The following is a 14,072-nucleotide window of genomic DNA, read 5'->3' as shown; positions in this document are numbered from 1 at the left end:
AGTATCGATGTGCGCGCATCGCGGCGGCGATAGGAGAATCTCCATGACGATGATTGCGTTGATGCCATCCGATTCCACTCGCCGATCGCCTGCACTGGTTCGAGCAGATGCCGAAGACTCGACGTTGCGGCCGGCCGTTGGAATTCGTCGCCTGCTTGTGACTGGCCGGACCCGCAACACAGTGGCAATCGCTGCGTGCGCATTGTTCGTGCCGCTCTTCGACCTGGGTGGCCGCGCGATCACGCTGTTCGTGACTCGCTGTTTCGCCGGAACTGGTTCGGTGGCGATCGCCGCAGGCCTGGCCGTCTCGTTGTCGCTGCTCGCCGCCGCATTGTGGATGTATGTGCGGTATCTGCGTGTGAGCATCGAGCATGTGACAAAGGCGATCGAGTTGCACAGTGCAAGCGACGATCATGCGCCGCTCCCCGAGCGCGGTCCATCTGCGGTGTTGCGGTTGACTCGCGCAATCGATTTCACACGCGGCCGTCATGCGGCTCGCCTCGCGGAACTGCTCGATAGTCAGGCCGCTTACGCACACGACCTGCAGGTACCGCTTAAACGAATGGGTGTTCGCTGCGAGGCGCTCGACGATCTCGCATTGCGGCGTTCGCTGACGCGCGACCTCGCCGAAATGAAGCAGCTAGTCGAGGCGAGCATGGCCTGCGCGAGAATGCAGTGCAACGTCGAAGAGCCGCCAACCCGAGTGTCTGTCGACGCACTGCTCAGCGGCCTGATCGACGACTATCGCGATGCGGGGCATTGCATCGAACTCGAAGGCGAGGTCGGTTATTCGATCGAGACATGCCCGCATGCGCTTCGTCGCGTCCTCGTCAATCTGATCGACAACGCATTGCGTTACGGCAGCGATGTGCGTTTGCATTTGCGAGTCGAAGCGCAGGCCGTGGTGTTTGCCGTGCTGGATAACGGACCAGGCATTGAACCGTCGCAGATGGAAGCAGTATTCGCGCCGTGGTATCGCGCGCCGCGCACTGCCGCGCGCGCGCCAGGTTCGGGCCTCGGTCTCGCGATCGCGCGGCGACTCACCCATGCGATGCACGGCGAGCTTTATCTGGAAAACCGCCTGACGGGAGGCCTCGAAGCGCGGCTCACGTTGCCGTTAATTGTCGCGTGAACGACGCGACGTCGCGCGCCTCCTTCTTGCCGTTGCTGCATCGCCGTTCACGTGCACGAAGCGTGCGGACTTTCGTAGCGCAATGTATCTGCAGCGCTTCTGGAAAAAGTGGCTTGCAAAGCGGCATCAGTTGGAAATACGGCGGATACGTTGAGCCGTTCAAATAAGAATTCTTATTGGAGGCAACATGAGTGAACTATGGCGTTTGTCCGCGGCCGAGCTTGCCGGGCTGGTCAAGACCCGCAACGTATCTGCGCGCGAAGCGGCGCTCTCCGCGCTGGAGCGGCTCGATGCGGTGAATCCGAAAGTCAATGCAGTGGTCGCGCATCGGCCTGAGCTGGTACTCGAGCAAGCGGATAACGTGGACCGCGCAATAGCGCGCGGCGAAGATCCGGGGCCGCTTGCCGGCGTGCCGGTCACGACGAAGATCAATACTGACCACGCCGGTTTCGCAACCACCAACGGTACGCGGTTGCAGGAAAACCTCGTGGCGCAATCCAATAGTCCCGCCGTCGACAATCTGACGAAAGCCGGTGCGGTGCTGCTTGGCCGGAGCAATTCGCCGACCTTCGCGCTGCGCTGGTTCACCTCGAATCAGGTGCACGGCCGCACGCTGAATCCGCGCAACGCGAAACTGACGCCGGGCGGCTCGACTGGCGGTGGCGCGGCAGCGGTCACAGCGGGCATCGGCCAGCTTGCGCTCGGCACCGACATCGGCGGCTCGTTGCGCTATCCCGCCTACGCATGCGGCGTCCACGGGCTGCGGCCGACCTTCGGTCGCGTGCCGGCCTTCAATGCTTCGTCGCCGGAACGCGCGATCGGTGCGCAACTCATGTCCGCAACCGGGCCCATCGCGCGAACTGTGCAGGACCTGCGCCTCGGTCTCGCCGCGCTCGCCGCGGCTGATCTGCGCGATCCCTGGTATATGCCGATGCCGCTCGAAGGACGCGCGGTGCCGTTGCACGCGGCCATCTGTCTGCGGCCGGGCGGCTTGCAGATCGCGAAGGAAGTAGAGGACGCCTTGCTCGACGCCGCGCGCCGTTTGGTCGATGCCGGTTGGACCGTCGAGGAAATCGACGACGTGCCGGCGATTCGCGAAGCCGCGCAATTGCAGGAGCGGCTGTGGCTCGGCGACGGCTTCGGGGCGCTCGCCGACATGGTGGCGAGCGACGGCGATCCTGGCGCGCACGCGGTGGTCGCGGCCGCGCGTCTCAAAGTGAAAGACCTGCCTGCCGATGTGATCAGCCGTTCGCTCGTCAGGCGCACGACGTTGCTGCGTCAATGGCGGCTGTTTCTCGACCAGTACGCGGTCGTGCTGATGCCGGTTTCGTCGGAGCTCCCGTTCCCCGACGACCTCGACATGCAGGGCGCAGCGGGCTTCGACCGCGTGTGGGAAGCACAACTGACGATGCGCGCTCTGCCTGCGATGGGTTTGCCGGGTCTGGCGGTAACGACGCAACTCGTCGACGGCGTGCCGGTCGGCGTTCAGATCGTCGCCGCGCACTTTCGTGAAGACCTGTGCCTGCTCGCCGGCGAAGCGATCGAAGCGCGTGGTGCACCCGCGTCGCCTGTCGATCCGGATTACTAAGTATGTGAAGGTCCGCGCTGTGAAGCACTTGGGATCGCGAACCACCTGTTGTGCGCGTAACGCAACTTCACAGTGCGGACTATCCGACGCTATGCCGACGGCAGCGTGACGGTGACGATAGTCGATCCGCGCAGGCGTTCTGCCAGATCCAGATGAACCGGCCGCTCGCCCAGCCAGCGCAAGAACCCTTTCTGCGTTCGGTGGCCGACCACCACGATATCCGAATTGAAGTTGGCCGCGTGTCGCGAGACGGCGTCCGCGGTGCGTCCGAAAGTAAGGTAGCCGTGCGCGGTGACGCCGCTGTCCGCGAGTTTGCCAATGGCGGTTTGCAACGTATGGCGCGCGAATTCTTCGAGGCGGCTGTAGGCGAGGTCGCTCAGCATGCCCGCAGAGTGCGCATTTGCGCCTGCCGGGTCGACGACCGACACCACATCGACTGCGGCCGACAACGCCAGCGAGAGTTGCGAACAACGCGACAACGCGGCTTGGGACTCGGCTGTGCCGTCGTACACGAGCAGCATTCTGAAAAGAGATGACATGAGTGTCTATCGCAAGTGGGGCATGAGGGGCGGTGCTGACACAACAACACGCCACCGTGCACGTTTATTCCCGCTTGACGGAGCCGGCGCTATCTCGCCGTTTTGCAGTCGTCATCGAACAGCGCGCCGATGGTCCGCCGCGCGCGCGACAGCCGGCTCATCACGGTGCCCACAGGTATCTGCAACGCGTCGGCCGCCTCCTGATAGCCGAAGCCTTCCACGCTCACCAGCAACAGGACGACACGCTGCGCTTCAGGCAGCCGCTCGACTGCCGCGATGATCTGCTGGGCCAGCGCACCCGCTTCCGACGCGGAGCCCGGATCGGCGACTGTCTCCGACAACGTGTCGCTCCATTCGGCCTGCAACTGGCTGCGCTGATCGCGCTGCTTCAGATCGTTGAGCCATGTTGAATGGACAATCGAGAACATCCAGTTCAATGCCGAGGTACCGGCGCGCAATTGATGCGCTCGCTCCAAACCCCGTATGCATGCTCTTTGCACCAGCTCTTCCGCGTCGTAGCGATTCCGTGAAAGACGGAATGCGAACGACCAGAGCCGCGGGAGCATGTCGGGGAGCAGAAGTGAGAGATCGGTTTGCTTCATTGCCCATGTAACGCTGATAAGAAATGCCACCCCTCTGCCTTGTATGCCGTGTATGTCGCGTGGCCGGGCGAAGTGCTCTAAACCGGTCGAACGCATTCATCAACTGACGCAGGCGGACCACGCGTTACAGAGAATCCTGCTGAGGAAGTCCTTACACCTCTGACAATGCATCGGACATGTTGTCCAGGCGACGACTATCCCTTCTCTGCAACGCGCATTAGCGACTCGAATAACGAAGCCGTACTACGATTGGAACGCCTCAAGGTATCTGGCGTATGTCGGCGAAGTGGAGTTCTGCAATGTTGTGTAGCAGTCGCACAAATGGATACATTGCAAAAAGAATGGAGGGCGTAATTGGGAAGTATGTGTTGGGAGTGCTGGCCGTTAAACACGCGGTGCCAGGAAGAAGGAATGGCGCTGCAACCAGGAAGCGTCGCTGCAGGATGCGAACTCCGCGTTTCCGCACTTGCAGGCGTGCGTTATCGCTGGCGTACTGATTAAACGCGATCCGGGTGACAGGTGCGGACTTGCCAGGCGCTGCGTGACAGCGGCAATCATCCCAGTGCCGCTCACCTGAAGATCGCGAGAAGGAAAGGCGGATGCCGCGCGTGTGCCGGCGTGATAGCTATAACGCAATCTTCAGGCGGCGCTGCAGCGAGTCGCCTTCGGATTGCCGATGTTCGTGTGGACAGTGCTGACGCAAGTACTCAGCTGCCCGAGGTGCGACACGTGGGCAGTTGTTGAAAGACTGTTACTCAACTCGCGAATGGGCGTTCGGCTTTGGACAACTGGCCGATGAGTTCCTCAACATCGCTTTCGGAAATCCGCTTTCCGAGCGCACCGAGATCGGTATCGCCGGGCGTGGCGATTAGCGCATAGCTCAGTTTGTCGCGCCGCCACGTGACGACGTCCATGCTGTCCACCTGTTGTTGCGCGAGCGCCGAGTCGGCTTTTTCGTCCTTCATCACGCACAGTGCAACAGGCAAGCCTTTTTCGGGTAGATAAACGATCTGCACCAGCGGCTTGTTGTTATAACGCAGCCGCTGTATGCGTTTGAATGTCAGTCCGGCCGAACGCAGGTCGGGCACGCGAATAGGCAGTCCGTCGTCGTGACGGATGTTATCGACAACGTGCGCGGCCGCGGCCATATTGGACGAATCCAATGCGACGGTATCACGCGTGTAAAGGCGCTGATAACTGACTGCCGCCATGACCCACGGCGACGCGCCGCCTTGTGCGCCGTCGTGCATGCCGTTCTGCCCGGCCACCTGAGCGGTCGATTGCGCGAAGCCGCCTTGCGCAGCGCCAGGCGCGAAGCGCAGCACCACGCCGCAGCAGAAAGCGCCGGCGACGAACGCGACCGCGAGCCACGGTGCCGCGGTGCGTAAGCGCGAGCGTACCGGCAGGGAAGGGCCTGCGAGAGGATCGGGCTGCGAGTCGGGGGCAGGCGCGCCATGGTTGCCGCCCACCGGCGACGCCGCGGCGGGTGTCGCGTACGCTTGCGCGAGCTCGGCGATTTTGCGAGTGAGGCTTTCCGGAACCGGCGGCAATGCCTGTTGCTGGAACGCGCGCCGATACGGCAGCACCGACGCTTCGAGTAGCGCAACGCGTTCGGCGACATCGGCCGAGGTGCGAATTGCCTTCTCGACTTCCTCGCGCTCCTGTGGCGTTAGTTCGCCATCCACATATGCCATGAGCAGGATGTCGTCCATTTTCATGCCCCTTGGTCCTTACTAATCGCCGCGCTGTTTACGCGTTCTTCTTTTAGGTCACTAAAGAGGGCGCCGATGGCCTGGCGAGCCCGCGAAAGCCGGCTCATTATCGTGCCGATCGGCACGCCCAGCGCCTCGGCCGCTTCCTTGTAGGAAAGGCCCTCCACGCCTACCAGCAGCATAACGACGCGCTGTGCTTCGGGCAACCGCTGCACCGCCTTGACGATCTGGCCATCCATGACGTTCTGTTCCGGGGTGCGGGCGGCCGGGTCGGCGACGGTTTCCAGGAAGTCGTCGTCCCAATCCATGCCCGAGCGCCCGCGCACGCTGCGCGCGCGCAGTTCGTTGATCCACGTGGATTGCACGATCGAAAACATCCAGCTGAGCGGCGCGGTGCCCGGTTGCAACTGATGCGCGCGTTCTAGTGCGCGCACGCAGGCACGCTGCACGAGATCTTCGGCATCATGCTGATCTCCCGAAATACGCAGCGCGAATGCCCACAGACGCGGCAGCAGCGGCGGAAGCATGGCGGACAGGTCGGCGGCGGTCATTGGCACGAGTCCTCGTCCGATACGGCACTGCCGGCGTGCACCGGCTCGGCGAATAAGTGCTCTCCGATATGACAGGAGCACCGCTGTCGGGTTGATTCGTGCGGCAGGGTCCGCGTCTGACTCGAACGTCGACGCTTGAGGACCGGTTGCGGTATCTGACGAGTATCCATGGGTTCAGGCGAAATTGGGCAGGCAATCCATCAACACGTAAACAACCCGATCGAATTATTATTCCATCAGGGCTGAAACATAACGCAAATTGCCATATCGCACTTACCCGGCGCATTCGGGCTTTTTATGACCGGGCGATGAATGGATAGGTAAACAAGCCGAATTGCACCAGATTGAGTCCGAAGTGCGTAAGCATCGCGGCCTGCAGTCCGCCGGCACGGTACGCCAGGCCGTAGCCGAGCCCCGATAGTCCCGCCAGCACAACCAGAGCCGTGCCACCCTGATAGTGCGCGAGACCGAAGAGAACGGCCGCGACGATCAGTCCGAACCACCAGGCTTGTGGCGGCGCTTTCATCATGCGCGCTATTCCTGCCTGAATATAGCCGCGGAAGAATGCTTCTTCGGCGAACGCAACGAATAAGAAGTTGTTGAGCATCCAGAGCCACGCGAGATGCGGCCACTTTGGCGCCCATGCAATCGAGCCGGCTTCAAACGCAATAAAAAGGCAGACCGCCGACGTGAGCGCGCAAGCGCCGAGCGCAGATACGGCTACGACCGGGAATGATTTCTTCGGCTGAACCCACGGATAGGTGAGTACCAGCCAGAAGCCGATTAACGGCTTATCGAAGTTCAGGTACATCGTATAACGCGCGGCGTCGGGCGTGAAACGCGCGGCATCGATCACCTTCACATTCTGAAAGCCCGGTAGCCAGTGCTGAAAGAGGCCGAGCGCCACGATTATGAAAACGACATTGCAGAGCAGTTTGCCGAGCGGCGAAGGGTTCCACTGCAACAGAATGCCGGTGCACAGCAGTAAGGCAATCGGAAGTATTGCGAGTACATGCAATTGTCCAAGTGCGAACGCGAGCCCGTAGCCGATAGCGAGAAGGACCAATGTCAGTCGGCGGGGCGCTCGAAAAATGGCCGTGGAAGCGGCGATAAAAATGGCAATCCATGGCAATGCGGCCATTAGAACTTCCGGAAATATGTAAAGGCTATTGTTTGCTCTGCGCCGCGGCTCTACACCGCGGCTTAGCAGCACGGCTAGCAACGCTGATATGCGCGTCAGCTTACGGCTTCAGGCCAGCCGATAAGTCTTGAAGACCGTCGTGCGATGGTAGCCGACTCTCGTGTAAACGGGCAGGCCCGCGTCGGTAGCGTGCAGGATGGTCCGCCTGATCGCCGTTGCATGGTAGGCCGCATTGAGCGCATAACGGACGGTGGCCTCGCCGAATCCGTTGCGTTGCGCGTCTGGCCGCGTCGCCACGAGCGCGAGATAGATGGCGCCGTCGTTGACAATCGCTGCCGCTGTCGAGACCGGCTGACCGTTCAGATAACCGATGTACGCGAAAGCAGTTTTCTTCCAGAACGTCGAGCCCGCAAGGCCCGCGCGTCCTGCTTCGAGCGGAAAACCGTATCCTTCGCTATTGATGTCGGCATAGGCCTGCAATGCCGTTTCGCTGTCGACGCGCGCAAAGTCCAGCACCGGATGCGGCAAGCCTGCTTCGACCGGCAGGATATCGCCGGCCATACCGGCGATATCGAGTGCGAAAGCCAGATTCTCGCTCGCGGCGATTGCGTCGAGTTCTTCACGCGCCGCACCGCTCAGCAGATCTTCGCAGACGTACACGAGGCCGCTGTGCTGTTTTGCCAGCATATAAGTACGCGACATTCTCAGGCGAACGCGCAGCAGATCGCGATCCGAAATGTTCTCGTTGATGAATAGCGCGTTCCAGAACGGAAACGGGCTGTCCGCCCAGCACACCGAGAGCCCCGCTTTATCGCGCAGATCGGCGCCCTTGCGGTCGCCGGCCAGTACTTTCCACATTGACACGTACTGGTCGTTGGATTCGAGGATTTCTGATCTTTTCATGACTATGGGGCTGGTGGATGAAGACGCGACGCGCGGCAAAGCAATGGCGCCAAGATGCCTGCTGACGCGTATTCGAGCGTTGTATCAGTCAAGAACACCTGAGCCTCCGGCTTTATTCCAATGGCACGGTGTTTTTGGCAAAACGGGTTGTTATCGCCAGATGCGTCGTTGAAAGCGCGCGGGCAGGTGTCGATCAACGCGGCTCGGACATCGCGGGCATCGCTTTGCTTCCCGATTGCGACAAGGGTCTTAATAGCGGCACCATCGACGTAATCGCGACAGCTACCAGGAAGAGCATCAGATACGAGGCGAAATAGCCGTCCGTGCGATCTCGCAGAAGGCCGAAGCTCAACGGCCCGAGCGCCGCCACCAGATAGCCGACGAAGAGCATGAATACGCTCCATGCATTGGTCTCGGCCGGCGTATGGGTGTTGTCGAGCGGCAAGGTCATCGCAAGCGTAAAACACATGCCTTGGCCGATGGCGATCAATACGATGCACGGCACGGGAAAAGCCGTACGGGCGAAAGCAAGGCCGCCGAGTCCAAGCGCCGTGATAGCCGACGCGAGTCCCAACCAGCCGCGCCGGTCGCCCGAATGGCCCGCTTTCATGCCCATACCGAAGCTGCTCAACGCGAACACGCAAGTGAAGAGGCCGAGAACGAGGCCGGGTGAAAGCGCACCGATATTCATCTCCGCACTCGACGAAGCAAGCCACGCGAAGCAGGCATAGACAATGAACTGACTCGCGCCGAAGTAGATGGCAACGCGCCATGCGTCGATTCTCGTCCACGGAAGTCCGGCCGCCGCCGCGGGTTTCGCGGGCTGGCGTTGTTCACGTTCACCGGTCTCCGGTAGCTGGAAGCGGTGAGCGAGTCTGCGCCAGCTCACAATGGCAGTAATGCAAAGCGCACTCCATAACGCCACGGCCACGCGCCAGCCGCCGAGGCTATGCGCGATATAACCCGACGAGCTTGCGGCAACCGTTGCGCCCACGCTGAGTCCCGCGCTGTAGATGCCCATGAAGTACGACGCGTCGCGCGCAAAGTGCTTTTTGACCCACCCGCCGATCAGGGAGCCGGAGATTGCGATGCCGATGCCCGCGAACACGGTGCAAACGAGCAGCACGTCCGCCGAGCCTGCCAGTGCGCGGGCAATCATCGCAATGCAAAGCAGAGCGAGCGCGGCGACCACCGCGTTGTCCGTGCCGAACCGGCGCGCGACGCCCGGCGCGACCAGCGCGAACACACCCATGCAGATATCGGGAATCGCAGTGAGCAACGAAGCCTGCGTGTAGCTCAGGCTGAAACTCCTCTGTATCGAATCGAGTACCGGGCCGATCGAAACGATTGGCGGACGCAGCGCGACCGAAAGTATCAGAAGGGCAATGGCCGCGGCCGCTTTCTTTGTATTCGTGGATTGAGGCATGGAATTCCTGGCGTTGTGGCACTCGCTGCCGACGTTGGCATGCGAAACGTCACGGCGACAGCGCGAGGCGCTCGCCGTGACTTACCGCTCTTCTTAACGCAGCGTGCGGAACGCGGCGCGAACTTCGGTTGCGAACAGTTGCGGCTGTTCCCACGCGGCGAAGTGACCGCCTTTGTCGACTTCGTTGAAATAGATCAGATTGTGATAGGCGCGCTCGGTCCAGCTACGCGGTGCCTGATAGATCTCACCGGGAAAGACCGTCACCGCGGCGGGTAACGAAATATCGACGGCATTGAAGTTGTTGGAATGATCTTCCCAATAGATCTGCGCGGCAGAAGTCGCGCTGTCCGTCAGCCAGTAAAGCGAGATGTCGTCGAGAATTTCGTCGCGGGTGAGCGAGCGTTCCGGCACGCCGCCGCTATACGTCCATTGCGAAATCTTGTCGTACATCCAGGCGGCTTGGCCCACAGGCGAATCCGCGAGTGCATAACCTACGGTTTGCGGGCGGGTCACCATCATCGATGCATAGCCGCAATTGTCACGATAGAAAACATTCAGCGAGTTATAGGCGGCTTTCTCTTTCGGCGACAGATCGGCCGGCGCCGGTTCTCCAAGCAGGAGCAAGGTAGCGAGATCCGGCGGGACGGTTGCAGGCATGTTGACGTGAATGCCAATCAAGCCTTTTACTTTTTGCATCGCCATGCGGTGCGAGATGACCGATCCGCAATCGCCGCCTTGCGAAACGAAACGTGTATAGCCGAGACGCGCCATCAACTCACCCCACGCGCGAGCGATATGGTCCGAGCCCCAGCCGGTTGTCTTCGGTTGTCCGGAGAAACCGAAACCCGGCAGTGACGGCACGACGATGTGAAACGCGTCGTCGGCACTTCCGCCGTAAGCGGTGGGGTCGGTGAGCGGCCCGATGACCTTGATGAGTTCGAAAATCGAGCCCGGCCAGCCGTGAGTCATGATGAGCGGCAAAGCATTCTTGTGGCGCGAACGTACATGAATGAACTGGATGTCGAGCCCGTCTATTTCGGTCATGAACATGGGCAGCGCATTCAGTTTCGCTTCGCCTTTACGCCAGTCGTAATCAGTGCCCCAATACTGCGCTAGCGCCTGCATTCTGACGAGCCGCACGCCTTGCGATTCATCGGCGACGGTTTCCTTACCTGGCCAGCGCGTGGCAGCGATGCGTCGGCGCATATCGGCGATATCGGCTTCCGGTACGTTGACCTTGAACGGACGAATCTTGCTGTCGCCGGCGGCTGCGAACACGGAGCCGGGAATCAGCCCCATGGCGCCGACTGCGACAGAGGCGGCGAGAACGTGACGTCGAGCGGGAGAAAACGGTGTTGAAGACATGTTTGATTTCCTGACGCTATAAGAAGCCGGCGAGCCGTTCGCGGCGGACCGGGAAGTTCACGAAGAGAGCGCTCCACCGCCGAGCCTGTCGATGAGCAAGCGGTATGGAGCGCGAGTCAGACAGCAGCGGACTCAGATCACAGTGATAACGACGTTGCCGGGCATCGGGGCGAATAGCGACACGTCGTATGGGTGAACGATGCAGACATCAGTGATGTGTAATCAGTGATGTGAATACGGCGCGATGGAAACGCCGGACATTGCGCGCGAGCCTGCTTGCGAAGTCGTGTCGGGCATGCCGCCGTAAGACTGCGCGGTGTCGTCCGCGCTGGCCATCGACTCGGCCTGTTCGGCGAGCACGGTCTGCTCGCTCTGGCCGCGTTGCGAGGACGGCGCGCCGACGAGCGGGTTGTAGTGAGGCGCCGGACCGTAACCGCTGCTGGCGAAAACCGGCGCGGCAACTGCGGCACTTGCGCAGAGAACCGCGGCGATAACAAGGCGCTTGATCATGATGGAACCTCCAATGAATGAATTGGCAGCAAATGTTCTGTGTGGCTGAAATGGGGCGGTTAACCTAGCTGCCTTGATAGAGCTTGCTGAGTGCTGCAAGCTGACCGTCTTTCTCGGCGCGCACCAGTTCCTGGCGAACTTCGGCACGAGTCTTCGATTTCAGTGCTGTCTGGGCCGGTGCCCAGCTAGCCGCTTGCTGAACGTCAAAGGTGGTGATGGTGGTGCTGGCGTTGGCGCTGCTGTTGGTGTTGGCGCCGGCGGAGCTCGCCGCAAAAGCGGAAGCACTCATTGCGGAAGCGGCCAAAGCAGCAAGGGCGAAACTCATCATCGAAACTTTCATGTCGTGCTCCTGAAACAGATCGGCTGGAAAGCATCCGTACGGGCATCTGAAAGTCGGCCGGGAACAGTGAGGTCCGCCGCGTCGCGTTGTTCAGATTCCGTCGTTGGAATGCATTAAAGCCACACGAGGTATCTGGTGTGTGTCACGAAAGCTGGCTATTGCAATGCCGTGTATCAGTTCGAATCTCATACACATTGAGAAACAAAACTGCCTATTCATTTGCAATAGCGCTTTGATTGAATCGCGAATAAACAGCGCGACAAACGCAATTGGAAGAAGCCGACGCACCGCGTCGTATGCAATCGCTCAGATATGTATCCGCAACGACTGCACGCCGCGCAGATTATTACGGCGGTGCCAGTTAAGCTGGTCGAGATCTTCGGGCTGCATCTGCGGGAAGCGCGCGAGAAGATCTCGCAGCGCCACTTCCATTTCGAGCAATGCGAGCCTTGCGCCGAGGCAATAGTGAATGCCGCCGCCGAATGCGAGGGAAGGGACATTTGGACCACGGTCGAAGTCGAGTTGGTCGGGATGCGAGAACATCGCAGGATCCCGATTCGCTGCGCCGGTCAGCATGAAGACGATCGTGCCGGGCTTGAGCGTCACGCCTTGAAACACCACTTCTTCCAACGCGGTGCGTACCACCATTTGCACAGAACTGTCGAAGCGCATGCACTCGGCAACCGCCTTTGCAATTATTGCCGGCTCACGCCTGAGCGCTTCGAGCCGCGCTGGATGACGAAACAGCGCGACCATTGCATTGCAGATCATGTTCGACGTGGTTTCGTGGCCGGCAATGAACAACAGTATGACGTTCGAGACGATTTCGTCGTCGCTTAAGGTCGTGCCTTCGTCCTCGACATGAACCAGCGACGAGACGATGTCGTCGCCGGGCCGTGCACGGCGCTGCTCGATGACCGTGCGGAAATAGCGTTCTAGCGTGAGCGCGGCTTCATTCGCATCGGCCAGCGCGGCGTCATCGAGCGGCGGGAGATCGAATGCGGCGACGAGGCGGCTCGCGGCCACACCGAGTTCAGTGCCATCAGAAGAGGGGATATTGAGCAGCCGGCAGATGATCTCGACCGGCAATGGCAACGCGTACTCGCTGACCAGGTCGAATTGGGCCGCGGAGCCGATGCGATCCAGAAGTTCGCGACTGGTCGCTTCGACTATCTCTTTCTGTTTTTCGACTTGTCGCGCGTTGAACGCTTTCATCAGCAGCGTCCGGAGCTTGGTGTGCGCCGGCGGGTTCATCATCAGAAAGGTGCGGCTGAGTGCCTGAAATACCGGTTGTTCGGTGGCCGCGTCGCCGTAACGTGCGCGTACACTTTGCAGATAAGTCTTGCCCATGCGCCGGTCGCGCAACAGCGCGTCGATGATCTCGAAGCGGCCCGTGACGAGCGCGTTGGGCCCGACAGGCAGCAGCGGACCTGCCTCCCGCAGCTTTTCGTACATCGGATAGGGATCGGTAAAGAAGGCGGGAGACGAGAAGGTCGCGAAATTCATCGTGCAGGGTGTTCCAGTAAGTCGATGGACGGACGGCTACGCCGGTTGCAACCGATAACACCCGGCAGGCTTGTCCTATTCCATCCGCCACAGCGAATTCCGTCCATGCGGAGGAGGGTCAATGCGAGCCGTCTTCGTTTTGTATCCCAATGTGTCTGCGTGCCGGGGCGTTACATAACGTTGCACCGGCGCGGATCGCCGACATACGCCAGATACCTGGAGAGCGTCTAATGATTCCATGCCAGCCGCACTGGCGCTCGCAGAACCCGAAAACGCAAACGGGCGTTTGCGTCGAAAGACATTCTCTTGAGGTGGATATCATGAAAGTCATTCAATCGCTGATTGTCGTCGCTTCCGTCGCCGCTGCCGTTGCACTGCCGTCTGTATCGTTCGCGCAGTCGAACCAGCCGCTGACCCGAGCGGAAGTCCGTGCGCAACTGGTCGAATTGCAGAACGCCGGCTATAACCCCGCAAGCGATCAAACGCAGTACCCGAAGAACATCCAGGCCGCAGAGGCACGTATCGACGCACAGAAGAATGTGCTCGCATCATCGTATGGATCGTCTAGTTACGGCAGCTCGGCTTCCGGTTCGCCGCATTCGTCCGAGTCGGATGTCATCGGCCTCGGCCCGATCTACGCCAAGCCTTAACGAAACACACCGTTCATTTATCCCACTGCCTGTATTCATTTTGACGATCGACCTGTTCGTGCGCCGTTGATCGCGTGCGGACTCGTTAAAAGTTTTTCGCGAGTGCA

At 60.6% G+C, this 14,072-nt stretch carries 14 protein-coding genes; 3 read left to right on the top strand and 11 right to left on the bottom strand.

Going from position 1 to position 14,072, the window contains the following annotated elements; all coding sequences use genetic code 11:
- Positions 1 to 43 precede the first annotated feature (43 nt).
- Both SB753_RS33765 and SB753_RS33760 read left to right on the top strand, forming a co-directional pair.
- Positions 44 to 1,132, top strand: a complete 1,089-nt coding sequence (locus tag SB753_RS33765) for a sensor histidine kinase (protein WP_410804324.1) — start codon at positions 44 to 46, stop codon at positions 1,130 to 1,132.
- A 187-nt stretch (positions 1,133 to 1,319) separates the two neighbouring features.
- Positions 1,320 to 2,720 carry an amidase family protein gene (locus tag SB753_RS33760; protein WP_410804322.1) on the top strand — a complete coding sequence of 467 codons (1,401 nt, stop codon included), beginning with the start codon at positions 1,320 to 1,322 and terminating at the stop codon, positions 2,718 to 2,720.
- An 89-nt stretch (positions 2,721 to 2,809) separates the two neighbouring features.
- Here SB753_RS33760 and SB753_RS33755 read toward each other — a convergent pair whose 3' ends face one another.
- From SB753_RS33755 to SB753_RS33705, 11 genes are all read right to left on the bottom strand, one after another.
- Positions 2,810 to 3,259: a universal stress protein gene (locus SB753_RS33755; protein WP_288829796.1), complete on the bottom strand. Its 450-nt coding sequence runs from the start codon at positions 3,257 to 3,259 to the stop codon at positions 2,810 to 2,812.
- Between the two features lie 89 nt (positions 3,260 to 3,348).
- Positions 3,349 to 3,861 carry an RNA polymerase sigma factor gene (locus SB753_RS33750; RefSeq protein ID WP_020070056.1) on the bottom strand — a complete coding sequence of 171 codons (513 nt, stop codon included), beginning with the start codon at positions 3,859 to 3,861 and terminating at the stop codon, positions 3,349 to 3,351.
- A 755-nt stretch (positions 3,862 to 4,616) separates the two neighbouring features.
- A complete protein-coding gene (locus SB753_RS33745; RefSeq protein WP_410804320.1) occupies positions 4,617 to 5,579 on the bottom strand; it encodes an anti-sigma factor family protein in 963 nt (320 codons plus the stop codon).
- Positions 5,576 to 6,124 (bottom strand): RNA polymerase sigma factor, encoded by a 549-nt coding sequence (locus SB753_RS33740; RefSeq protein ID WP_020070054.1) that lies wholly within the window; start codon positions 6,122 to 6,124, stop codon positions 5,576 to 5,578. The genes SB753_RS33745 and SB753_RS33740 overlap by 4 nt, the downstream gene beginning before the upstream one ends.
- Before the next feature lie 295 nt (positions 6,125 to 6,419).
- Positions 6,420 to 7,265: a CPBP family intramembrane glutamic endopeptidase gene (locus SB753_RS33735; RefSeq protein ID WP_410804318.1), complete on the bottom strand. Its 846-nt coding sequence runs from the start codon at positions 7,263 to 7,265 to the stop codon at positions 6,420 to 6,422.
- A gap of 108 nt (positions 7,266 to 7,373) precedes the next feature.
- Positions 7,374 to 8,168 (bottom strand): GNAT family N-acetyltransferase, encoded by a 795-nt coding sequence (locus tag SB753_RS33730; RefSeq protein ID WP_410804316.1) that lies wholly within the window; start codon positions 8,166 to 8,168, stop codon positions 7,374 to 7,376.
- Between the two features lie 193 nt (positions 8,169 to 8,361).
- Entirely contained in the window at positions 8,362 to 9,594 is a 1,233-nt protein-coding gene (locus SB753_RS33725) for a CynX/NimT family MFS transporter (RefSeq protein WP_410804314.1), read from the bottom strand.
- Positions 9,595 to 9,687: 93 nt separating this feature from the next.
- The gene (locus tag SB753_RS33720; RefSeq protein WP_410804312.1) at positions 9,688 to 10,959 is read right to left on the bottom strand and encodes an epoxide hydrolase family protein; all 1,272 of its coding nucleotides are present in this window, start codon (positions 10,957 to 10,959) and stop codon (positions 9,688 to 9,690) included.
- Positions 10,960 to 11,181: 222 nt separating this feature from the next.
- Positions 11,182 to 11,469, bottom strand: coding sequence for a hypothetical protein (locus SB753_RS33715; protein WP_410804310.1), 288 nt, complete (start codon positions 11,467 to 11,469; stop codon positions 11,182 to 11,184).
- 64 nt (positions 11,470 to 11,533) lie between these two features.
- Positions 11,534 to 11,809 (bottom strand): DUF4148 domain-containing protein, encoded by a 276-nt coding sequence (locus SB753_RS33710; protein WP_410804308.1) that lies wholly within the window; start codon positions 11,807 to 11,809, stop codon positions 11,534 to 11,536.
- A 306-nt stretch (positions 11,810 to 12,115) separates the two neighbouring features.
- Positions 12,116 to 13,315, bottom strand: coding sequence for a cytochrome P450 (locus SB753_RS33705; RefSeq protein WP_410804306.1), 1,200 nt, complete (start codon positions 13,313 to 13,315; stop codon positions 12,116 to 12,118).
- Between the two features lie 320 nt (positions 13,316 to 13,635).
- On the opposite strand from SB753_RS33705, the gene SB753_RS33700 reads away from it, so the two are divergent.
- The gene (locus SB753_RS33700) at positions 13,636 to 13,965 is read left to right on the top strand and encodes a DUF4148 domain-containing protein (protein WP_408476088.1); all 330 of its coding nucleotides are present in this window, start codon (positions 13,636 to 13,638) and stop codon (positions 13,963 to 13,965) included.
- Positions 13,966 to 14,072: the final 107 nt, after the last annotated feature.

Origin of the sequence: Paraburkholderia sp. SIMBA_053, assembly GCF_046534895.1 — a bacterium.
GTDB lineage: Bacteria > Pseudomonadota > Gammaproteobacteria > Burkholderiales > Burkholderiaceae > Paraburkholderia > Paraburkholderia caledonica.
This window is presented reverse-complemented; position numbering and strand designations above follow the sequence as displayed.